This window comes from Chryseobacterium sp. T16E-39 (assembly GCF_002216065.1).
Classification (GTDB): Bacteria; Bacteroidota; Bacteroidia; order Flavobacteriales; family Weeksellaceae; genus Chryseobacterium.
In genome coordinates, this window is the sequence record NZ_CP022282.1 from 3,519,258 (window position 1) to 3,541,870 (window position 22,613).

The following is a 22,613-nucleotide window of genomic DNA, read 5'->3' on the forward strand; positions in this document are numbered from 1 at the left end:
ATGAAATAGTTAATTTATCTTACCTAAAAATGAAGAATATTGGGTTTTGTATTTTTTTAGAAAAGGGAGTTATTTTCTTGATTTTCAAAGAAATTGTCAATCTCTAAATTAGCGGATGCAGCAGCTGCAACAGCAAGTTTATCGCATAATTCATTTTCAAAATGACCTGCATGGCCTTTTATCCAGTGCATTGTTGGATTATACTGATTATAGAGTACGATGAATCTTTTCCAGAGATCAGGATTTTTCACATTTTTCCAGCCTCTCTTTATCCAGCCGGCAATCCAGTTTTGATTGATGGCATCTGAAACATACTTACTGTCCGTAAATATGTGAATGTCGTTTTCCGACGATTTTAGTTTTTCAAGAGCTGTAATTACGGCCAGAAGTTCCATTCTGTTATTTGTTGTCTTACGGAACCCTTTAGAAAAGGTTTTTTGGTAATTCTTTTCAGGAACACGCATGAGAATTCCGTAGCCTCCTTTTCCAGGATTTCCACTGCATGCTCCGTCGGTGTATATTTCAATTCTCAAAACTTTGGATCTTATAAGAGTTTTATAGGATTAAAAAGGAAAATCATCATCATCATCAAAATCATTCATCGAAGATCCTGAAAGTTGGGAATTATCGGGAAGGTCAAATGCCGCTCCTGGTTGGATCGTTGTTTTTATCTTATCAAAACCACTTGGTTCATTAGAATTGAAATTGGACGGATAGCCAGGCCCTCCACCCATCGCGGCTTCTACATCACCGAATTTTGCAAAATGTTTTAAGAAAGATAACCTTACATCTGCTGTAGCACCATTTCTGTGTTTTGCGATGATAAGCTCGGCTTGATTTTCTGTTGAGGTTTCCTGTCCTTCTTCATCATTATCCCAAACAGCGATTTTATAATATTCTGGTCTAAAGATAAAGGACACGATATCGGCATCCTGTTCAATCGCTCCTGATTCCCTAAGGTCAGAAAGCTGTGGTCTTTTTCCAGGTCGGGTTTCTACACTTCTTGAAAGCTGAGAAAGTGCAATTACAGGAACATTCAATTCTTTTGCAATGGCTTTTAATGAACGAGAGATCATGGATATTTCCTGTTCACGGTTTCCAGTTCCCTTTCCACCGCCTCCGGCGGTCATCAGCTGAAGGTAGTCAACCATGATGAGTCTGACACCATGCTGCATAACTAATCTTCGGCATTTTGCACGGAAGTCGAATATAGAAAGTGAAGGAGTTTCGTCTATAAATAGGGGTGCGTTTTCTAATTCGGATACGTTAGAGAATAATCTTTGCCACTCTTCATCATCTAGTGTTCCTTTTCTTAATTTCTCGGAGGAAATTCTTGTTTCAGAAGCAATCATCCTTGTGATCAGCTGTACAGATGCCATCTCGAGGGAGAACAGAACCATTGGTATTTTATGTCCTACCGCAATATTTCTTGCCATTGAAAGAAGGAATGCGGTCTTACCCATCGCAGGACGTGCTGCAATAATAATAAGGTCGGAATTTTGCCAGCCTCCGGTTTCCTTATCTACATCTCTGAATCCTGAAGGGACTCCCGAAAGTCCTTCTTTGTCTTTTAAAGACTTGATGGTATCGATAGCCTGTTTTACTAATGAATTTGCAGTATCGAATCCTTTTTTAATAGTACCATTGGTAATTTCAAAAAATGACTGTTCAGCTTTATCCAGGAGTTCAAAAACGTCTGTGGATTCTTTATAGGACGAGTCAATTACATTGGCTGAAACATTGATCAAACTTCTTAAAATATATTTTTCAAGAATAACACGGACATGATATTCTATATGGGCAGAAGAACTTACCCCCATAGTCAGGTCTATAATATAGTGGTCTCCTCCTGCCAAATGTAATTTGTCCTCCTTTTTAAGATCCTGTATAATGGTCATTAAGTCTACAGGATGGTTAGCTTCATATAATTTCAGAATAGTTGCAAAGATAGTCTGATGTCGGGGATCGTAAAAAACTTCTGGCGTAAGTAGGTCAATGGAGTGGTCGAGACCTTTTTTATCAATTAAAAAAGTTCCTATAATCAATCTTTCAAAATCTACTGCATTGGGAGGCATTTTTCCGTCGGCAATTGATAATTCTTTCGCAAAGTTCCCGTGTGTAAGCGATGATAATGTTTCTTTCTGCGCCATTGTGCAAAGATAGTTTTTTTAAAAAATAATTGGAAAATAGTATTCAACAAATTATTCTCAATCTGCATTAAAATACCACTAATAAAAGATAAGATATGTTGATAAAAAAATCACCTCAATTTGAGGTGATTTTTTAAATTTTGATTAATTATATTAATTATTCTCTATTTTTTACCAATATCCATCCGCTGTATTTCGTCTGAGTACTGTTTTTATCATTTTCATTCCATGAAATCGTGTACCAATATGTTCCGGTAAGAATCTTTTTTCCACCTGATGTACCATCCCATCTGTAGCCTCTCGTCTTATCAGCTTCATATAGCTTATTTCCATATCGGTCATAAACGATAAAGACTAAGTTTTTCTTATATCCTAATTCTGTGTAATCTACATAGTCATTGATATTATCTCCGTTTGGAGTGATAGCATTGATTAAATTAGGAACTGTAACTTGTATGTCAATCGGTGTACAATCAAAAGAATCGATTACATAGATTTTGTTTTCTCCCCTTGGAAGTCCGCTGAATACATTAGAGTCTTGCCAGTTGATTCCGTCCAGTGAATATTTATATGGAGGGGTTCCACCTGAAACGTTTACTGTAATTGTATTATTTGAAATGTCTACACTACTGATCACAGGTTGTTGAGATGCTTTTACATTCACTTGCTGTAATGTAAAACATTTTCCTGTTTTCAATTTTACCCAATACGAGCCAATAGATACATTTTGGATTGATTGTGTTGTAGCCCCTGTGCTCCATTCGTAACCATCAAATCCTGGTCCTGCATCTAATGTTGTTGTATCTTCTGTACAGATAGTAACATCTTTTAGAACAGCAGATTTTACCGGAGGCAAAACTTTAAGTGTAATTTTTGCTATAGCATAACACATATTAGCACTGAATACACGAACATACACCTCGCCGTTAGTAGAAATGTATGCTAAAGGATTAGCTATTGGGCTGCTTCCACTAATGGCGTCAGCCATTGTAGTATAAAACTTCTTAGTAATTGGATTCTGATTTGAAACATTAGCCGTTGTTAAATCAAATGCCGCCGTTGTAATATTTGTATCAATGAAACAAGACTCGATCGTTGCATCGTTAACAACAACTATCGGGTGAAACTTTAATATGATTGTAGCAGTAGCAGAACAATTTTCTGGAGTTGTCACCTTTACATAAACTGTTTTTTCTCCTGAAACATATGCTGTAGGGTTCATAATCTGATTCGTCCCGGCATTCATATCGTTAAGCGTAGGGTAATACTTCTTAGTCGATGGACCAGAATAATTATTCGCTAATGTCAGATTAAATGTTGCCGTTCCGGCTCCATTATTATTACAGGCAAAAATAGTATCATCAGTTGCTACGATATTTCCCTGCTTGAATTTAAATTTCCCTGTCTGAAAACATCCGTTAATAGGATTGTTAGGGTCATTCGGATCAGTGTATTTTAATCTGTAATAGTAAATATCTGTTGCATTTACCAGCATTGGTGCTGTAATAGGAGCGTTCCCGGTAATCGCATCATTATTAGTGGTATGGTAGCTAACAGTAAAGTTCGGGTTACCATTGATGATACCAGCTGATAAAGTACTGAAATCAAACATTGTTGGCAATGCGCACTTACCTATTTCTCTTGGAGATGATGGTGTTGGCCCTGGGTCTCCTGGTGTAATAAATGGATTAGGAGTCAATGCAGGATCATTAAATGCTGAAGTTAAAGTTGCAGTTCCTCCCCAGGTTAATGAAAACCCATAAGGGTTATTAGGAATGTAGTTATCAACAAGAAGGTAATATGTTTCTCCGGCAATAACATCCAAAGGAGCTTCCCATTGATCTCCGGTTACAGTAGAACTTAGACCGGTTGTTCCATTTGTAGGAGAGAAATTACATCTGATTGCATTACCAAAGTCCCAAGTAGTACAATCAATATTCGGTCCATATACGGCAAAGTCATAATCATAGTAGGTTACACCGGGAACTATATTTGGATCTATACTAAACTCAATAGTCCCAGAGGTTGCAGCAGTAAACACATACCACACAGAAAAATGTTCCAAACCTAAGCAGGATCCTGATGTTGGCTCCTGGATAGTCCCTGAGTTACTTGGATTGTAAGAAATGTTCGAATTTCCGCACACAGGTATCGCACTGATACAATCCGATTGCGAGAAATAAAGTTGAGATAAAAATAAAATAAAAATAAGTAAGAATTTTCTCATTTTGAAATGAATTTTATGTAACAAAAATAGCGAAGGCAAAAAGTGATACATTTATTGTTCGCTAATATAAATGAAAATCGCTTGAAAAAGCGATTTTCATCAAAATTTATAAATTATTCTCTGTTTTTTACCATGATCCAGCTTGAGAATTTGATAGGAGTACTCTTCTTATCATTCTCATTCCAGGTTACAGAATACCAGTAAGTTCCCGTAGATACTTTTTTGCTTCCATTTGTAGTACCATCCCACTTATATCCATTTGTTTTATCAGCTTGGAAGATCTTAGCACCATATCTGTCATAAATGCTTAACACCAAATTTTGCTTGCTGGCTAATGCGGAATAGTCAACCACATCGTTAACACCATCATTATTCGGAGTAATAACATTAATTAAATTTGGAACTACAACCGTGATATCGATCGGGTCGCAATCGTATGAGTCTTTTACATAAATATGACTGTCACCTCTAGGGATATTGTTGAATACGTTAGAATCTTGCCAGTTAATATTATCTAATGAATATTTATAAGGTGGGGTTCCTCCATTTACTGTTACAGTAATTGTACTGGTTGAAATATCGACATTGGTTATTACAGGTTGCTCACTAGGAAACACTGTTACCGTTTGTGTAGTCACACATTCTCCTGTTTTTAATTTAACCGAATAAGTGCCTACTGCTACATTGGTTATCGCTTGTGTCGTAGCGCCTGTACTCCATAAATAAGAAGCAAATCCAGGTCCTGCATCTAATGTCGTTGTATCTTCCATACAGATAATCTTATCCACAAGAACTGTAGATTTAACTGGAGGTAGTACAATTAAAGTAATTTTTGCAACAGTAAAACAATTGTTTGCATTTGATACTCTCACATAAACCACTCCATTCGGAGCGATATATGCTACTGCCTGGGCAGGCAAAATTTCATTTGTACCGTTTACAGCATCCGTTGCAGATGGGTAATATTTTTTTGTTAACCCTGCTGGATTAGGAGTTACATTAGCAACAGGAAGATTAAATGATGCTGTTGAGGGGTTAGACTCGATAAAGCATGATCTTAAAACGGCATCCTGTACTACAACAATCGGATGGAAATTAAGTTTAATTTCTGCAATGGCTGTACATCCAAACTGATTTGTTGCTTTTACAAAAGCAGATCCTGCCGGAGCAATGTAAACGTAAGGGTTCGTAATTTCACTGGTTCCATTGTTGGCATCAGTTAATGAAGGGTAATATTTAAATGTTAATCCAGGAATAGCACCTGCGCCTACATCAGCTGATGTCAGATCATAAGTCCCTGTTCCTGAGTTATTATTGCTACAGGAAATAAGTGTTCCCGGAGTAAGAACAAATGATTTGTCAAGGAATTTTATGGTTCCATATTCTCTACATTGATTTAAGAAGCTGTTTGGACTGTTAGGATCAACATAGGAAATAGCATATGTGTAAGTGTTTGCAACGTTGATAGAAGTAGGAGTCGTGATCGCATTGGCATCATCCATAGCATCGGTTGCAGTCTTATAATATTTTACGATAAAATTGCTGTTACCGTTTATTATTTGTGCTGATAACGTGGAGAAATCAAAAGTCATAGGGTTGCTACATACAGTAATTTCACCATTTTGAGTAGGGCCCGGTTGTAAAAACGGATGGGTTTGATGGATCTGAGCAGAATTATAATCAAATGGAGTAAGCAGTGAAGCAGTACCGCCGAATGTTAATGAAAAAGGAGCAACATCACTTGAGAAGTTGTTTAGCATTAAATGATAAACCTGTCCAGGAAGAACATCAATATATTTTACAAAGCCATCTCCGCCGCCATCTTCCGTAGTATCTACTGAAGTCATATTAAGACCAGTTAGAGGAGGAGTGACAGATGAGAATAATCCTGCATAAGAGCATCTTAGAGGAGTTTCATTTATGTTAGCGCAACTATGGTTAGGACCATAAAGAGCAAAATCGTAGTCGATATTAGGAGCTAACGGACCCGTTGGGGTAATAAGAAAAGTCAGCGTCCCTGCCGTTTGTATACTAAATGTTAGCCAGATGGAATTACTTTCACTGGATACACAGCCGCTTCCCTCCGCTACATTTCCCGTTCCGTTAGGGGTGAGGGCAATATTAGCGTCATTACATATTGGTATAGCAGTAATACAATCTTGCTGGGCAAAGATCATTTGGCTGACAAAAAAAAGAAAAATCAGTATATATTTTTTCATTTTAATCAATTTTTGAATTTTAATCCGAAGATTATTTATTTAGCTTGAAGGATCTGTTTTCCCCAGCCAGGAGCCTGACTGTTTGAAGAAGTATAGGCGTCAAAATCTACTAAGGCTCTCTGGTATAGTTTTTCAGCACCAACCTTGTCACCCTGACGTTTTGCCATTTCAGCTTTAAGGATATTTAATCGTGGATTTCCTGGAGAACTGGCTTCAGCTTTTGAGATATATTCTGAAGCTGTTTTCAAGTCTTTCTGTGTATCTGAAGAAGCGTTCAATGCTATTCTTTGCAGGTAAATTAATCCTAAAAGGATATCCAGTTCAGCATTGTTCGTTTGAGCGTTCAATGCTCCTACTGCGAATTTTCCTGCTAGAGCATTAGATCCTGCAACAGGTTGTCCTCCTGGAGTCTTTAATGCTATGTCACTTTTTAGATATTGGCTGACCGCTGCATAATAAAAGGCTAATCGCTTTTCTTCAGTTTTAGCAGTTGAGAACTTTTTGAAAAGTGCATCGTATTCAGTTGCTGTTTTGGCAGTATTCAATTGTAAAACAGACTGTTGTAGTGCTTTTTCTGTAAAGGTCTGGGAGCTTGCCCAAAAGCCTATTGCGAAAAAGCAAAAAATTAATAGAATTTTTTTCATAAGGGGAAATTTATAGGACAAATATAAAAAATTATTAACCTTCAATTAAAGTTTTTAAGATTTATTTAATAGAACGGTAAATATGTGTTTAATATTGCATTTTCCTCAACTTAGGATTTGTACTTCCTACAATAAGTGCAATAAGTACCGTCATGCTTCCTCCAAATATGACGGAACGTACGACTCCAAGAAGCTTTGCGGATAATCCGCTTTCAAATTGTCCCATTTCATTACTTGACATAATAAATATTGAATTTACACTTAATACACGTCCCCTTATGTGATCAGGTGTTTTCAATTGAACTATCGTGCCGCGGATCACCACGGAAATTCCATCCAACATGCCACTTAGAACTAGAAATATAAATGATAGCCAGTAAATATTAGATAATCCGAACCCTATGATACAAAGCCCGAATCCCGTAACAACTCCAAGTAATATTTTTCCCTGGTTTTTTCTTAGTGGAATAAGTGATAAAATGGTAATAATACACATGGCTCCAATATCTGAAGCTGCGTTTAATAATCCAAAGCCTTCGGCACCAACCTTTAATATATCAGTTGCATATACCGGAATCATTGCGACAGCACCTCCAAAAAGAACAGCAAACATGTCTAAGCAAAGTGCACCTAAAATTTCCTTAGTCTTGAATATATAAGAAATTCCTTCCCGCATGCTTTCTACAACATTAATATTTTCTTTTTTATATTCTGAGTATTGTTTTTTTAGCTGCCAGAAAAATAGAGATGCGGTAAAAATGAGTGCTATGATAACAATTAATGTCCATTTTACACCAAAAAAGCCAATAAGAAAGCCTCCTACTGCATGACCACAAACGGAAGAAATCAAAAAAGTTGCCTGATTAAGAGTCACAGCATTGGGTAAATTTTCTTTTTTTACAATTTTTGGAATCATGGAAGGAACGATCGGCCCTATGAAAGCTCTCGCTATTCCGGTAAAAAAAATCACACTATAAATAAAATAGGTGATCTGGTGTCCTGTGAAATGCATTTCAACATTAAAAAAAGCGGGAATAAGTAAAAGGCCTATGAGAAAAATATAAGCATAATTACAGATCAGTAAAAGCTTCTTTTTTTCGTTCGTGTCAATTACATGTCCTGCATATAATGCACAGCTAACAGCCGGGATAACTTCTGACAGACCTATCAGTCCTATTGAGAATGGATCTTTTGTTAATTGGTACACCCACCATCCTAATAATGTAGCGAGCATTCTGAAGGCTAAAACAATGAAAAATCTTCCTGTAAGTAGATTTCTGAATTCAATATTTTCTAGAGTTTTTAACGGGGTAAAGGAAATCATACGCAAAAATAGCTCTAAATATTTATTTAGAGCTATTAAGGAGTTGATTTTTCAAATGATAAATCAAATGTATTTTGAAAGATAAAATCTATTTAGTCTGCTCTCGAAGCACTCACTACGATTGCCGCAGCTGCTGCAGCTCCTATGATAACAGCACCTCCGGTTACTCTTGCCCTTGATCTGTCTTTAACGGCTGCAATATTTGCTTTAGGGATAATTACCTCTGTACTGTCTTTTTTTCCTACTGTTCCTACAATATTGTCTCCCTGGATATTACGGAACAGCATTTTTTGTTTTTTAGAACCGTCTTTCATTGTGACAATATATATTCTTCCAGCTTCCAGATTAGAATAGTTATTTTTTGAAACATCTTCACTGTATTTTGTGGTGGCACATGAAGAGATGAAAAATAAAGATGTCAGTAAAGATGATTTTAAAAGTACAGATGCTTTCATTATTTTTATTTAGTTTTTCAAATTTATAATTTTTTTTGAATATTTGTTTTTGGAATTAAAAAAAAGTGATTAAAATTTATAGATTTCCAATAAATCGGCAATTTTTCTGTCGTTTGCTAATCTGGGAATCTTATTTTGACCACCAAGCTTACCCTGAGATTTTGCATATTCCTGAAATGCATTTTTTTTCAGTAAGCTGATATGGAGTTTTTGCAGGATATTCCCTGAAATAAGATCGTCGTAATAAGTGTTGCGTTTTCTCAATTGGTTGTCCAGTTCATCCCTGAAAGACTGTAAATTGGCAGGTTCTTTTTCAAACTCAATGAGCCACTCGTGATAAGGGAGTCCTTCTACGGGGTTTACCTGTGGTGCAAGATGGAATTCAGTGATTTGGGCAGGATGTTTTTCCACGGTAGCTTTCATCGCTTCTTCCACTTCGAAAGCGATAACATGTTCTCCAAAAGCAGATGTAAAATGTTTGGTTCTGCCACTTACCAAAATACGATGAGGTTTTTTATCTATGAATCGCACGACATCGCCAATCGAATAGGCCCATAATCCCGAGTTAGTTGTTAATATCAAGGCGTAATCCTTATTAAGTTCGACGTCTTTTAAAGTTAATCTTCTTGCGCCTGGTTTTCCATATTCTTCCAGAGGAACAAACTCATAAAAAATACCGTGATTGGTTAAAAGAAGAAGACCCTCTTTGGTATAGTCATCCTGAAATGCAAAAAATCCTTCAGAGGCAGGAAAGGTTTGAATAATGTCAACGCTTCCTCCCAAAAGGTCCTCCATTTTTTCTCGGTATGGTTCATAGTTTACTCCGCCGGTAACAATAAGTTGAAGATTTGGAAAGAGTTCTTTAATCTTTTTACCACTTCTTTCAGTGAGCTTTTCAAAATACATGATCAACCAGGGTGGAATTCCTGAAATAAGTGTCATGTTTTCTTTTTCCGTTTCTTTTACGATTTTATCAACCTTAGTTTCCCAATCCTCTATGATATTGGTTTCCCAACTTGGAAGACGGTTCTTCTGGAGGTAATTAGGGATGTGATGTGCGACAATCCCTGAAAGACGTCCTGTTTTTATTCCATACACTTCTTCGAGTACTGGGCTTCCTTGCAGGAAAATCATTTTTCCTTTAACAAAATCAGCATTTCCCTTTTGGGATATATAATGAAACAAAGCACTTTGGGCTCCTGCAATCTGATAAGGCATACCTTCTTTTGAGATAGGGATATATTTTGATCCTGAAGTTGTCCCGGAAGTTTTGGCAAAATATTCGGGTGTTTCTGTCCAAAGAATGTTGGCTTGCCCTTTTTTTATTCTTTCAATATAAGGTTTCAGCTCCTCATAGTCTGCAATAGGAACGTTTTCCTGAAAATCCTTTATAGAATGAATATTTTCAAATTGATGCTCTCTCCCAAAAAGCGTTTTTTTTGCGGTATCAATTAAGGATAAAAGTAATTTCTCCTGATCCTTCTCCGGGTTTTTCTTAAATTCTTCGGCTTTTTGGACATGCTTTTTTGCCCAGGCCAGTGCAATATTTTTCTTGAGAAAGCTTAACATGGTTCAAATTTATAAATAACTAAAGAATCTAAGCGCATTTTTGTAAAATATGCAATAAAAAAAACCGATGATGAGTTCATCGGTTCTTCGAAATTTGATTATGAAAATAACAACTATAAGTTGATTTTACTTATTGGCTTTGTACCTTTTATCAGGTGTGCCATCTTTTTTTAAATGTTTATTTGCCTTATACCTTTTGTCTGGAGTTCCGTCTTTCTTCATTTTCATTCCGTCAGAAGAGGTAGAAGCAGTCGCTGGCTTAGCCATTTTAGCTTCTGTGGTCTTCATTGTCTTTGGAGCTTGTTGAGTGGTTTTAGTGGCAGTTGCCGGAGCCGTTTGCTGAGCGGTAGCAAGGCCTAGTCCTAAGACTAATGACATTGCAGTTAATAATTTTTTCATAGAGATTATATTATTTTGTTTTTGTTGAGTAAAGGTATGCAAAAAGCGGGCTGAAAATTCTAGCGTTGTGAAACTTAACTAAAGTTTATTACAGATTAAAAAAAGATTAAAGTAGCTCGTGATACAAAGAAAAAAACCTGTTTCTGAAATGTCAGAAACAGGTTTTGTTAAAAAAATAATTTTAATTATCGTGTACAATTGGCAGTCCACGTTTTACCATCTTTGATATACAGGATTTTTAATTCGTTATTGTCTATTCTTATATAAGATGTAGCGGTTGAACCTATCATCACTAAAGTATTATCCCCCTTTTTTTCAAACTCAATTCCATTAAGGTTGGGAATGCCGTTCGAAAAGCCAAAATTATATTTTGTACCGCTTGCGATCTTGGTAACGAATACGCTTCCGTCATTTGTACTTGTATTCGTGGAACCACCATCATTATAAGAAACGCTTCCACGATACGTACCCGCGAAGAAGTCATTATTCGCTGGATCATCATCCCTGCTGCATGATGATATTGTAATAGCTGTACAAAATATCAACATGAAAATTCCTAAAACTTTAATTGCTTTTTTCATAATACTACTTTTAGGTGTTTGTTGTCAATGAATTTTCAAACACTGTGCCATGAGGTAAAAAAGGGCTTTTTTTAACTTTTTATTAAAAAAATTGGCAAAAAGTTATTATATGAATTATTATTGGTTATTTATTTTAATTATTAAATAATTCGCAATTTTATTCAATTGGAAAAAATATGGTTACCTTTACATATTGAACGGTTTCGGATAATTCCCGAAATCGATTTTGTCGTTTATACCGTTATTAATTATGCAGTTAAAACCTATTCATGAAAAATTTCTTCCGGATTTATTAAAGCAGGAGTTTGGAAAAGAAATTTTTATCCAGTTGGATGCGCACCAGCATATTTCTGTTAAAGGAAATGCCGGATCTTCGGCATCTGTTTTTGTAGCTGAGCTTTTTCTGACACAGAAGAAAAGTATTCTTTATTTGATTGACGATAAAGAAGATGCTCTGTATGCCAATACAGAAATGGAAGATTTATTAGGTAAGGATAAAGTCCTTTATTTTCCGGCAACTCATTTGGAACCTTACCAGGTTGAAAAAACTCAGAATGCAAATCTTGTTTTAAGAACCGAGGTATTAAATAAAATAAATTCAGGGAAATCCCCAAAAGTAATCATTGCTTACGCGGGAGCTTTATCAGAAAAGGTCCTTAAAAAAGAAGACTTTAAAGCGATTTCGCATCAAATAAAGGTGGGAGATCAGCTGGATTTCGATTTTGTAGATGAGCTGCTTTCGCATTACCAGTTTCAACAGGCAGATTTTGTCTCTGAACCTGGAGAGTTTTCGGTACGTGGCGGGATCGTAGATGTTTTTTCTTATTCCAACGAGAAGCCTTATAGGATTACCTTCTTTGGAAATGAAGTTGAGAATATTAAAACCTTTGATATCGAAACCCAGCTTTCAGTAGATAAGGTGAAGGAGTTTCAGCTGGTTTCCAATATGAATTTTTCCGTTACAGGAAGCAGGGTTTCATTACTTCAGCTTTTACCAAAGGAAAGTTTTGTCATTTCCAGAAATGGAGTTGTTGGCCTGCAAAAGATAAAATCATTTTATGAAAAGTCGCTTGAGAAATATGAAGCTTTAAGTAAAGATATAGCTCACAGGACTCCACAGGAATTGTTTATTTCTGACCAGGAGTTTTTATTTGATTATAAAAAATTCAAAACAATAGATTTCAGCAGCGTTGGAATCGAAGGATTGAAAACATTTGATATCAGTATAGAGCAGACCTCACAACCTTCTTTCCATAAGAATTTTGAACTGCTTATTCAGGATCTGGAAGAAAAACAGAGTAACGGTTTTGATACCTGGATATCCTTTTCAACTGAAAAGCAAAAAGAGAGACTGGAATCTATTTTTGAGGAGTTGGAGCACGAAATGGTTTTCAAAAGCTTTAAATCTGAACTGCATGAAGGGTTTGTAGATAATAATCATAAAATTTCTGTGTATACCGACCATCAGATTTTTGATAGATACCAAAGATATAAGGCTAAAAATACATTTGCAAAATCTGAACAATTGACTTTAAAAGATCTGATGTCTTTAAAAGTAGGTGATTATATAGCCCATATTGACCATGGAATCGGAAAATTTATGGGACTTGTAAAAGTAAATAATGATGGTAAAATTCAGGAATGTTTTAAACTGACTTATAAAAACGGAGATTTGCTTTATGTAAGTATTCATTCTTTACATAAAATATCCAAATATAATGGACCCGATGGGAAAGAGATTGTTTTAAGCAAATTAGGTTCGCCGGCCTGGAAGTCTTTGAAACAGAAAACTAAGGCGAAGGTTAAGCAGATCGCTTTTGACCTGATACAGCTCTATGCACAACGGAAAACAGCACAGGGGTTTGCCTATACCCCTGATTCTTATTTGCAAAATGAATTGGAAGCCAGTTTTATTTATGAAGATACTCCGGATCAGGAGAAGGCTACAATCGATGTGAAAGCAGATATGGAGGCCAGTACAGTAATGGATCGTTTGGTGTGCGGAGATGTAGGTTTTGGAAAGACTGAAGTGGCTATCAGGGCTGCATTTAAAGCGGCAACAGATGGTAAACAGGTGGCTGTTCTTGTGCCAACAACAATTCTGGCGTTTCAGCATTACAGAAGCTTCAAAGAAAGATTAAAAGATTTTCCGGTGACGGTTGCGTACGTGAATAGATTCAGGACGGCAAAACAAAAATCGGAGGCTTTAGACGGACTGAAAAACGGGAAGGTCGATATTATTATCGGAACCCATCAGTTGGCCAGCAATAGTGTTAAATTTAAAGATCTTGGACTGTTGATTATTGATGAAGAGCATAAGTTTGGAGTTTCGGTCAAAGATAAATTGAAGACGCTTAAAAGCAATGTAGATACGCTTACGTTAACAGCTACACCTATTCCAAGAACCTTGCAGTTTTCTCTTATGGCGGCAAGGGATTTATCCGTAATTAAAACTCCTCCGCCAAACAGACAGCCTGTAGATACCCAGCTCATTGGTTTTAATGAAGAAATTCTTCGTGATGCGGTTTCTTATGAACTACAAAGGGATGGGCAGGTCTATTTTATCAATAATAGGATTGAAAATCTAAAAGATATAGCCGGCTTAATTCAGAGATTGGTTCCTGATGCCAGAGTAATAACGGGCCATGGACAGATGGAAGGAAAACAGTTGGAAAAGAATGTTCTTGATTTCATGGAAGGTAAATATGATGTATTGGTTTCAACAACGATTGTAGAAAGTGGAGTGGATGTTCCCAATGCGAATACAATTTTCATCAATGATGCTCAGAGATTTGGAATGGCAGATCTCCATCAGATGAGAGGAAGGGTAGGCCGAAGCAACAGAAAAGCTTTCTGTTATCTGATTACTCCTCCATACGACATGATGACTTCGGATGCCAGAAAGAGGTTAGAAGCTATTGAGCAATTTTCAGATCTGGGAAGTGGTTTCCAAATTGCGATGAAGGATTTGGAAATCCGGGGAGCAGGAGATTTGCTGGGTGCTGAACAAAGTGGATTTATCAATGAAATGGGATTCGAAACCTATCAGAAAATGATGCAGGAAGCATTGGAGGAATTAAAAGATGATAAAGATTTTGAAAATTTATTTGAAAATGAAGAAGACAGGCAGAAACTTTTTAAATCAGTAAAAGAAGTCAATATTGATACTGATCTGGAGTTGATGCTCCCTGATTTCTATATTTCAAACACTGAAGAAAGGTTATTGCTATATCAAAAGATCGCAGAAATTGATAATGAGAAAGATCTCCAGAAATTTGAATCAGAATTAGTGGACCGATTCGGAGCTTTACCTAAGGAAGCTGTTAATCTTTTAAAGAGCGTTTCTTTGAAATGGTTGGCTGCCGATATTGGATTTGAGAAAATTGTTATGAAGAATGGGGTGTTTTTAGGATATTTTCCGGGTAATCCACAAGATAAATTTTATCAGACAGATCAATTCAGACATATTATTAATTATTTAACTCAAAACCCATCAGAAGCACAGCTTAAAGAAAAAATAGGAAAAGAAGGAAATCAATTAATGATGAGGAAAGATAAGGTTAAAAATGTAGATGAAGTAAATATTTTATTGAAATCTATATTGGAGTTATAGCCCCGTTATCCCCCTGTTTTAAAGATAATTCTAACTTTACATGCAAAGAATTCTATCCGTATATAGGCATATTTTTATGTGATAAATAATTAAATAATAGGGTTTTATATTAAAATTGTGTACCTTTGCCGCGCTTATTATGAAAAAAACTATATATTTCTGTATAGCGGGGCTTTGCTCTGTCTATGCGCACGCACAGGTGGGAATTGACACAAATGTCCCTAACTCGACTCTCGATGTTAATGGGAAAACCACTCTAAGAAAAGAATTAAGAGTAGGAGGAACTCCAACTCTTGTAGGAAATGCCGGACTAAACGGACAAGTTTTAGTTTCGCAAGGAGAAAATCTACCTCCGGTTTGGAAATCAATCAATGTATCTTTTATGGAAGAAGGACAGTACAAATTAATTAATTCGTACCTGTCATTGGATCAGAAAGGTATTACGACTTTATCCAACGGTGTGGCGGGTGATAATATCTATACCAATACTGTCGGTGACAATATTACAGACACCGGTAAAGGTAAGTGGGTGAAAATTGAAGGTCTGGAAAATAACTTTACAGTTAAAAATCCAAGAAACAGAATTACCTATCAGTTTCAGACAGGAATTGAAATGAAAGCTCCTGCAGCTACTACTTCTCAGAATATAAGCTTTACGTGTGGAGTATTCAGAGGTGGTAAGCTTGTTGCTGTTCGACCAGATAAGGTTTCGTCAACAAACAATACAGACAAAGGTGGATTCCAGGATTATATCTTTACCCTTAATTATACTGAGCAAAATGTTCCTTTAGGTGCTCAGAAAATTGAAGTTGCTTGTAGGAAAATTACAACATCGGATCTTGCTAACCAGTTTTCAATTGGACGTAACATCTCGAATACCAACACCGTTTCCAATGCCTTTACTTTAGAATCAGATCTAAAGATTGATATTATTGAATACGTAACCTACAAAGCCAATTAATTCATGAAAAATATATTATCGTTCCTATTTTTATCAATAGGGCTTTCCCTTTCTGCTCAGATAGGAATAAAAACAGTAACTCCTAAAGCAAAATTAGATGTGAACGGAGATGTAAATCTTCGTAATAAACTTGTTGTTTTAAATACAACAGACAATAGTCTTGTTCAAGGGACTAATGGTCAGATCTTAGTTTCACAAGGAGAAAACTATCCACCAATATGGAAGACTCTTAGAATTCCTGAGTACGAACCAAATCAGTTTTATCTGATTTTTAATAACTCTTTCTCTGATAGAACCGGAGTTACTTTTACAGGTACTGAAGAATCAACTACTAAATCAACAAGATCTACGAGTTTTGTAAAGGGAAGTGATTTTAGTACTTTCAATAACTTTAAAAAAATTACTTCTTTATCTCAGCCTTTCCAGGTAAACAGTACAGACAGCAAAACCTATTTTCAGTTTGAAACTGTAGTTCACACTAATTTCCCGGCAAATACAGCTACAGATACTTCAATTGACTATGCCTGTGGAATTTTTGTAGATAACAAACTGGTAAATCTAAGACAGGGTAATATTAAGGCAAGTAGTGCAAGTAACACTTTCTTGACTCATAACCAAATTGGAATAGCTTCCAACCTTACAAAGGGAACACATACTATCAGTGTAGCTTGTTCAAGACTACAATCTTACAATACAAGTAATGCTACTTTAGGAATCGGGATCAATGTGGCAACCAATATCGATAGCTTCATTGCTCAATCTTCTTTGAAAGTAGATGTTTACGAAATCCCTCAAGTGTTTAACCCAATTATAAACTAAATTATGAAAAAAATATTTTTAATAACATTACTATTGGGTATTGGCTTGTCTAAAGCTCAAGTGGGTATAAATACTACAACTCCTGTCAATACACTTGATATTAACGGAGATTTAAATGTCAATAAAGAACTAAGAGTAGGCGGAACGAATACAGTAAAAGGGAGTGCCGGAAATGCAGGAGAGATTTTTCATAACAACTCCGATATAGTAGCCAATGACTGGAAAAGTATAAAAATTGCTGATGGGCAGGGAAGTATGGCTTTGTTTTCTATAAATACGGTTTCTGATAAAGTAGGAGCTACTTTTAATGGGGCAAACGGATCAACCGCACCTTATACTGAAAATGCTACTTTAGATGCAACCTGGACCGTTCTGTCGGGAGCAGTAGATACTTTTTCTATTACCAATGCAACCAATAAAGTAGTATTTACTTTCCAGACTACAACTCAAAAAACGGCTAATGCAAACTCTTCAATTAGTTATGCGTGTGGGATTTTCGTTGATAATACCCTTAAAGCTGTAAGAACAGACGTTTTGGTAGGAGGTGACGGAACGAATAAGATTTTTAATCTTAACGCAACCCTTACTAATCTTGGTCCTAAAAATAATTATAGCGTTAAAGCAGCTTGTACAAAGAGGAATCTGAACGCTGGAACACTAGGAACCGGGAAAGCAGTTAATACGACTTATTTGAATGATGATATGGCTCAGTCAGTTTTGACGACGCAAGTATTGCAGCCTTACTAGACCTGCAAATTTTTCAAAATATAAAAAAAACTAAAAGCGAACCTTTTAGTTTTTTTTGTAAAATTATTTAAAATATTTTAATGCATTATAAAGTGATGGTTTATTGGATTATAAAGAATTCAATTAAACTTATGCTTATAATGTATCCAATATAAGGTGTAATATGGATATCTTATTATTAGTTTTATTATAATATGAATAAATATATACTTTTTATTTAAAAAAAAATTATATTTGTGAAAAAATAAATAATCCCCTTTAGAAATGAAACAACTTTTCTATTTTATTTTACTGTTTGCTGGTTTTTCTTCTATTCATTCCTGTAAAGATCTGATCGATGAGGATGGAAATCCACTGATCGATTTAAATAATAATTCCGGATTAATAGGTCCGAGAGCATTATATAGAGAAATTACTGATGCAGATACTATTGCTGAATATCACTATAATGGATTGCTTTTATCCAGAGTGCTTACGGACAGTGCTTCCATTACAGATGTAATGTATAGTGGTGATAAAGTGAGTAAGATTGACTTCAGAGGTTTTCTGGATTTAGATAATAATGGAAAATTAGATAAAGACAGTGTATCATATTCTCAGATTTTCACATATGGAGTATCTGGAAAGATTGATAAGATCTCAGAAAGTCGTTTAGTGTATAGAAGAACACCTCCGGTTATTCCTGGTGACCCTCCTGGTCCTCAGACTCTTTTCAGAAAAAGTAAAACACTTTATGATTTGAAGTATGCGGCATCAACAAGCAAGCTGGATTCTATTATCATGAGAACAGGGGAGGATGTAACTGGGGTACCATTTACTTATAAAAACTATTCTAAAACAGGATATACTTATTTAGGAGATAATGTTGCTAAAGCAGTAAGACATTATGGGGCTATGAGTAATGGAGTTTTTGGTGCTGCCACGGCTAAACTGGGATATGACTATTCTGATTTTGATGCGCGAATCAGTGCGTATACATTGCTTCCATTTGCTTACAAAGTATCTGTGATTTTATCAACGGAAGTTAATGATAAGAGAAGCTTGATTTTATCTCCAAATAGTCCTAAAAGAATGGCTATAACTGATCTTACGACACCTATTCCGGCACCTGCTATATTCAGTACGGATTATCATTATGATCCTCAGACTTATGTAACCAAAGGATATGGGATCAACTATATTTATAAACCTTTATAAAAATTTTTTTAAACCATATATGAACTCAATTCTTCATCGGATTGAGTTTTTTATTTTTAATCGCTTAATTTTGCAAAAAATTTCACATGAAATATTTAATAGTAGGCCTCGGTAATAAAGGAGCTGAATATGAAAATACCCGTCATAATATAGGATTTAAAGTTGCAGAGAAGATCGCTGAAACGATTGAGGCTTCTTTTAATACAACTAATTTTGGGTGGATGGCAGAAGGAAAATATAAAGGAAGAAAAGTATTGGTTTTAAAACCGGATACTTATATGAATCTTTCCGGAAATGCTGTGAAATATTGGATGCAGAAAGAAAATATCCCGCTGGAGAATGTACTGATTGTTACCGATGATCTGGTGCTGCCTTTTGGAACCCTCAGAATGAAGATGAAAGGTTCTGATGCGGGTCACAATGGTCTTAAAAATATCAATGAAGTATTACAGACCCAAAATTATGCGAGACTTCGTTTTGGGATATCTGCTGACTTTTCTGAAGGAAGGCAAGTGGATTATGTACTAGGAACATGGAATGAAGAAGAAAAGGAAAAACTTGCTGAAAGAATTGAAACATTTTCAAAAGCCTGTTTGTCTTTTGTATTTGCAGGAATTAATAATACCATGTCTGCTTTTAATGGAAAATAAAGAAATTGAATATAAAAATAAAACCTCCTAAAATGGAGGTTTTGTTATTTGTAGACCGTAATATCTTTCACTATTTTCTTTTCAAAGAAGTTTCTTTCATTAACCGTAAAGCGATAGTTATGTTCCTGCTCAAAAAATTCTATTGGAGTTGTTGGAGAACTGTCTGGCTTCCATTTGATCACCAGCGTTACCTCGCCATCCGAATTGATATCTTTATTCGAAAATCTAAATAATGTACTTGGTAAAGGATTATCCTGGTTATCTTTAATGTCAGATTTTGCTTTTTGTGGTTGTAGCTGGACCATATCCTTCAGCAGAAGAGAGAAAGGTTTTCCAATATATTTTTCTTTGTTGGTTTCAAATTTTTTAGCATAAGCAAGAGTGTCGCTAACCGGTTTCTGAGCTTGAAGAAATCCGCTTAAGAAGAGCAGGATGCTCACCCAAAATATATTTGCCTGTATTTTCATATGTTTTTATGCAGTGAAATTTTCGGAGATCAAAATTAAGTGTTTTTACAATGAATTGGAGTTTGCATTTAGTTAAAACTGTATTAAATCATCATCTTAATGTCTGAATCTATAACTACAGCAAATTTCTTACAGAAGATAATAGTCGAAAAGAAAAAGCCATCGAATATCGATGGCTTTAATCTTTATCCTCGTTAGAATTACTTTCCAATCCGTTTTTCTAATCCGTCACGAAGAAATAAAATCTTTATGGTTTACAGCCAGCTTACAGCACCGGTTTCAACGTCATAATTAGCTCCAACAATTTTAATTTTCCCTTCGTCTTCAAGGTTTTTAAGCGTTGAGCTTTGATTGCGGATATCTTCAATTGCTTTTCTTACGTTTTGTTGATTTAGCCTTTCCAAAAGAGAGCTGTTTTTGGATGAACGTTCTTCATTTCCTTCGATCACTTCATTAATAATCGGGTCAAAATGGTTGATAAGGTGGTTCAGGTTATCCATTCCCATTCCTTCAATTTGGGCTGCATCTAATCCGCCTTTTAAGGCACCACATTTAGTATGACCTAAAACTACAATAAGCTTAGATCCTGCAACATTACAGCCAAATTCCATTGAACCTAAAATGTCCTGATTGACAAAATTACCTGCGATTCTGATACTAAAAACATCTCCCAGACCCTGATCAAAAATAAGTTCCGCAGAAGTACGGCTGTCTATACAGCTTAAAACAACTGCAAAAGGCCATTGTCCCTCACGTGTTGCATTTACCTGCTCCAAAAGGTCTCTGTTTGCTTTAAGATTGTTTACAAATCTTTGGTTTCCCTCTTTTAAAAAATCCAATGCTTTTTCAGGAGTAATTGTAGATTGAGTTTCAGATGTATGTGCTTTCATATAATTGAGTTGTTGTTTGAATTTTAAAGTTAAAAAATAATTGTTAATAAATGAGCTTACATCGCTCTTCTGTGAGTAACCAGAATGTGAGAATCTTCATTGGTCTCATAATCTCTATAGGATGTTTTGAAACCTAAAAGTTCTACCGTGATATCTTCTTCCTTTGCACGGATATTGGCAAAATCCTGGATCATTTCCAGTACATCGGTTGCAATATACGACGTGTCTCTGGCATCGATGGTTACTGATGAATTTGGTTTTATATTTTTAAGTGTTTTTTTGATCGCTGCTTTATTTAAAAATGAAACTTCTTCAGCTAATTTGATATTAATTCCATCTGCATCGTCCAGCTTTTCTCTGCTTAAATAATAAGCTCTTTTCATATTTCCCTGAAGGATATAGAAAATAGAAATAGCAAGACCTATTCCAACTCCCTTCAATAAATCTGTAGCTACAACAGCAACAACAGTTGCTACAAACGGAATAAACTGGAATTTCCCCAAATGCCAGAAATGTTTAAATGTAGCAGGTTTTGCTAGTTTATATCCTACTAAAAGTAATACTGCTGCTAATGTAGCTAATGGAATTAAGTTTAAGATTAAAGGAATAGAAAGAACACATATCAGTAAGAGAATACCATGAATTATAGCTGATATTTTAGAAGTAGCTCCCGCGTTTGCATTAGCAGAGCTCCTTACTACAACTGAAGTCATTGGAAGTCCACCGATAAATGAACTGATAAGATTTCCTATTCCCTGTGCTTTTAATTCTAAATTGGTGTCGGTAATTCTTCTCTGTCTATCCAGCCTGTCGGATGCCTCTATACAAAGCAGAGTTTCAATAGATGCTACAATAGCAATTGTTGCTCCTACGATCCATACCTTTGGATTAGTAAAGCCATTGAAATCCGGTGTCGTAATCAAATTTTTAAAATCATTAAGAGACTGAGGAACGGGCAGTGAAACCAAATGCTGCGTTTGAATAGCTAACGGGCTATCCGTCATTTTAAATACTTGATTTAAAACAATACCTGCAATTACAGCAACTAAAGCTCCAGGTAACATTTTTATTCTTTTCAGAACATGAATTTTATCCCATGCGATAAGAATAGCTACTGAAACTAATGTCACAAGAATAGCACCGGGATGAATTGCTCCAAATAATTCAGTAAAATATCCGAAGTTTAACCCATTATCAAAAATAGATTCATGACCCTCGTAATCTTTGTCAAATCCCAGGGCGTGTGGAATCTGTTTTAAAATAATAATAATTCCTATCGCTGCAAGCATCCCTTCAATTACGTTGTTTGGGAAATAATTGGAGATACTTCCCGCTCTTATAAACCCTAAAACTAATTGGATAAGTCCTGCAATGATTCCTGCACAAAGGAAAAGCTCAAACGCTCCCAGATCTGTAATTGCTGTTAACACTATCGCTGTCAAACCAGCAGCAGGACCGGAAACTGAAATATTTGAGTTACTGATCGTTCCTACTACCAGACCTCCTACAATACCCGCAATAATTCCGGATAATGGGGGAGCACCTGATGCTAAAGCAATTCCTAAACATAAAGGAAGTGCTACTAGAAATACTACGAGGCCTGAAGGGAAATTCTCCTTGATTCCTCCTATTAATGATGTCTTTTTCATGATATAAAGCTGTGAGAAATAACCGACTTATTTATCCTTAAATAAATCAATT

General features: G+C 35.7%; 19 protein-coding genes. 6 read left to right on the forward strand and 13 right to left on the reverse strand.

Annotated elements, in window-relative coordinates:
* Window positions 1–56: 56 nt before the first annotated feature.
* From rnhA to CEY12_RS15985, 10 genes are all read right to left on the reverse strand, one after another.
* Window positions 57–533 (reverse strand): ribonuclease HI, encoded by a 477-nt coding sequence (rnhA, locus tag CEY12_RS15940; protein ID WP_089028631.1) that lies wholly within the window; start codon window positions 531–533, stop codon window positions 57–59.
* 30 nt (window positions 534–563) lie between these two features.
* Entirely contained in the window at window positions 564–2,150 is a 1,587-nt protein-coding gene (gene dnaB, locus CEY12_RS15945; RefSeq protein WP_089028632.1) for a replicative DNA helicase, read from the reverse strand.
* 157 nt (window positions 2,151–2,307) lie between these two features.
* The gene (locus CEY12_RS15950; protein ID WP_089028633.1) at window positions 2,308–4,377 is read right to left on the reverse strand and encodes a T9SS type B sorting domain-containing protein; all 2,070 of its coding nucleotides are present in this window, start codon (window positions 4,375–4,377) and stop codon (window positions 2,308–2,310) included.
* A gap of 113 nt (window positions 4,378–4,490) precedes the next feature.
* Window positions 4,491–6,596, reverse strand: coding sequence for a gliding motility-associated C-terminal domain-containing protein (locus tag CEY12_RS15955; protein WP_089028634.1), 2,106 nt, complete (start codon window positions 6,594–6,596; stop codon window positions 4,491–4,493).
* A gap of 35 nt (window positions 6,597–6,631) precedes the next feature.
* Window positions 6,632–7,240 carry a tetratricopeptide repeat protein gene (locus CEY12_RS15960; RefSeq protein ID WP_089028635.1) on the reverse strand — a complete coding sequence of 203 codons (609 nt, stop codon included), beginning with the start codon at window positions 7,238–7,240 and terminating at the stop codon, window positions 6,632–6,634.
* A gap of 88 nt (window positions 7,241–7,328) precedes the next feature.
* Window positions 7,329–8,564: an MFS transporter gene (locus tag CEY12_RS15965; RefSeq protein WP_089028636.1), complete on the reverse strand. Its 1,236-nt coding sequence runs from the start codon at window positions 8,562–8,564 to the stop codon at window positions 7,329–7,331.
* A gap of 92 nt (window positions 8,565–8,656) precedes the next feature.
* Window positions 8,657–9,019 (reverse strand): hypothetical protein, encoded by a 363-nt coding sequence (locus tag CEY12_RS15970; protein WP_089028637.1) that lies wholly within the window; start codon window positions 9,017–9,019, stop codon window positions 8,657–8,659.
* A gap of 69 nt (window positions 9,020–9,088) precedes the next feature.
* Entirely contained in the window at window positions 9,089–10,588 is a 1,500-nt protein-coding gene (locus tag CEY12_RS15975) for a GH3 auxin-responsive promoter family protein (protein ID WP_089028638.1), read from the reverse strand.
* Between the two features lie 126 nt (window positions 10,589–10,714).
* Complete coding sequence (locus CEY12_RS15980) at window positions 10,715–10,987, reverse strand: hypothetical protein (protein WP_089028639.1); 273 nt, start codon at window positions 10,985–10,987, stop codon at window positions 10,715–10,717.
* 185 nt (window positions 10,988–11,172) lie between these two features.
* On the reverse strand, window positions 11,173–11,568 hold the full coding sequence (locus tag CEY12_RS15985; protein WP_089028640.1) for a hypothetical protein: 396 nt from the start codon (window positions 11,566–11,568) through the stop codon (window positions 11,173–11,175).
* A gap of 250 nt (window positions 11,569–11,818) precedes the next feature.
* On the opposite strand from CEY12_RS15985, the gene mfd reads away from it, so the two are divergent.
* The 6 genes from mfd (at window position 11,819) to pth (ending at window position 19,555) form a co-directional block, all read left to right on the forward strand.
* Window positions 11,819–15,181 carry a transcription-repair coupling factor gene (gene mfd / locus CEY12_RS15990; RefSeq protein ID WP_089028641.1) on the forward strand — a complete coding sequence of 1,121 codons (3,363 nt, stop codon included), beginning with the start codon at window positions 11,819–11,821 and terminating at the stop codon, window positions 15,179–15,181.
* Between the two features lie 139 nt (window positions 15,182–15,320).
* Window positions 15,321–16,142, forward strand: coding sequence for a hypothetical protein (locus tag CEY12_RS15995; protein ID WP_089028642.1), 822 nt, complete (start codon window positions 15,321–15,323; stop codon window positions 16,140–16,142).
* Window positions 16,143–16,145: 3 nt separating this feature from the next.
* A complete protein-coding gene (locus tag CEY12_RS16000) occupies window positions 16,146–16,961 on the forward strand; it encodes a hypothetical protein (protein ID WP_089028643.1) in 816 nt (271 codons plus the stop codon).
* 3 nt (window positions 16,962–16,964) lie between these two features.
* Window positions 16,965–17,708, forward strand: a complete 744-nt coding sequence (locus CEY12_RS16005) for a hypothetical protein (protein WP_089028644.1) — start codon at window positions 16,965–16,967, stop codon at window positions 17,706–17,708.
* Between the two features lie 264 nt (window positions 17,709–17,972).
* Entirely contained in the window at window positions 17,973–18,905 is a 933-nt protein-coding gene (locus CEY12_RS16010) for a hypothetical protein (RefSeq protein WP_089028645.1), read from the forward strand.
* A gap of 86 nt (window positions 18,906–18,991) precedes the next feature.
* On the forward strand, window positions 18,992–19,555 hold the full coding sequence (pth, locus tag CEY12_RS16015) for an aminoacyl-tRNA hydrolase (protein WP_089028646.1): 564 nt from the start codon (window positions 18,992–18,994) through the stop codon (window positions 19,553–19,555).
* A 44-nt stretch (window positions 19,556–19,599) separates the two neighbouring features.
* Here the strand turns inward: pth and CEY12_RS16020 are convergent, their stop codons facing one another.
* The 3 genes from CEY12_RS16020 to CEY12_RS16030 form a co-directional block, all read right to left on the reverse strand.
* On the reverse strand, window positions 19,600–20,022 hold the full coding sequence (locus tag CEY12_RS16020) for a hypothetical protein (RefSeq protein ID WP_089028647.1): 423 nt from the start codon (window positions 20,020–20,022) through the stop codon (window positions 19,600–19,602).
* Window positions 20,023–20,276: 254 nt separating this feature from the next.
* The gene (locus CEY12_RS16025; protein ID WP_089028648.1) at window positions 20,277–20,912 is read right to left on the reverse strand and encodes a carbonic anhydrase family protein; all 636 of its coding nucleotides are present in this window, start codon (window positions 20,910–20,912) and stop codon (window positions 20,277–20,279) included.
* Between the two features lie 56 nt (window positions 20,913–20,968).
* Window positions 20,969–22,561 (reverse strand): SulP family inorganic anion transporter, encoded by a 1,593-nt coding sequence (locus tag CEY12_RS16030; RefSeq protein WP_089028649.1) that lies wholly within the window; start codon window positions 22,559–22,561, stop codon window positions 20,969–20,971.
* Window positions 22,562–22,613 lie beyond the last annotated feature (52 nt).

Bases quoted from the DNA above. Each gene is read 5' to 3' on its own strand.
- CEY12_RS15980 (WP_089028639.1), bottom strand. From the start codon at position 10,987: ATGAAAAAATTATTAACTGCAATGTCATTAGTCTTAGGACTAGGCCTT.
- CEY12_RS16010 (WP_089028645.1), top strand. From the start codon at position 17,973: ATGAAACAACTTTTCTATTTTATTTTACTGTTTGCTGGTTTTTCTTCT.
- mfd (WP_089028641.1), top strand. From the start codon at position 11,819: ATGCAGTTAAAACCTATTCATGAAAAATTTCTTCCGGATTTATTAAAG.
- CEY12_RS16000 (WP_089028643.1), top strand. From the start codon at position 16,146: ATGAAAAATATATTATCGTTCCTATTTTTATCAATAGGGCTTTCCCTT.
- CEY12_RS15970 (WP_089028637.1), bottom strand. From the start codon at position 9,019: ATGAAAGCATCTGTACTTTTAAAATCATCTTTACTGACATCTTTATTT.
- CEY12_RS15975 (WP_089028638.1), bottom strand. From the start codon at position 10,588: ATGTTAAGCTTTCTCAAGAAAAATATTGCACTGGCCTGGGCAAAAAAG.
- CEY12_RS15955 (WP_089028634.1), bottom strand. From the start codon at position 6,596: ATGAAAAAATATATACTGATTTTTCTTTTTTTTGTCAGCCAAATGATC.
- pth (WP_089028646.1), top strand. From the start codon at position 18,992: ATGAAATATTTAATAGTAGGCCTCGGTAATAAAGGAGCTGAATATGAA.
- CEY12_RS16025 (WP_089028648.1), bottom strand. From the start codon at position 20,912: ATGAAAGCACATACATCTGAAACTCAATCTACAATTACTCCTGAAAAA.
- CEY12_RS16005 (WP_089028644.1), top strand. From the start codon at position 16,965: ATGAAAAAAATATTTTTAATAACATTACTATTGGGTATTGGCTTGTCT.
- CEY12_RS16020 (WP_089028647.1), bottom strand. From the start codon at position 20,022: ATGAAAATACAGGCAAATATATTTTGGGTGAGCATCCTGCTCTTCTTA.
- dnaB (WP_089028632.1), bottom strand. From the start codon at position 2,150: ATGGCGCAGAAAGAAACATTATCATCGCTTACACACGGGAACTTTGCG.
- CEY12_RS16030 (WP_089028649.1), bottom strand. From the start codon at position 22,561: ATGAAAAAGACATCATTAATAGGAGGAATCAAGGAGAATTTCCCTTCA.
- CEY12_RS15965 (WP_089028636.1), bottom strand. From the start codon at position 8,564: ATGATTTCCTTTACCCCGTTAAAAACTCTAGAAAATATTGAATTCAGA.
- CEY12_RS15960 (WP_089028635.1), bottom strand. From the start codon at position 7,240: ATGAAAAAAATTCTATTAATTTTTTGCTTTTTCGCAATAGGCTTTTGG.
- CEY12_RS15995 (WP_089028642.1), top strand. From the start codon at position 15,321: ATGAAAAAAACTATATATTTCTGTATAGCGGGGCTTTGCTCTGTCTAT.
- CEY12_RS15950 (WP_089028633.1), bottom strand. From the start codon at position 4,377: ATGAGAAAATTCTTACTTATTTTTATTTTATTTTTATCTCAACTTTAT.
- CEY12_RS15985 (WP_089028640.1), bottom strand. From the start codon at position 11,568: ATGAAAAAAGCAATTAAAGTTTTAGGAATTTTCATGTTGATATTTTGT.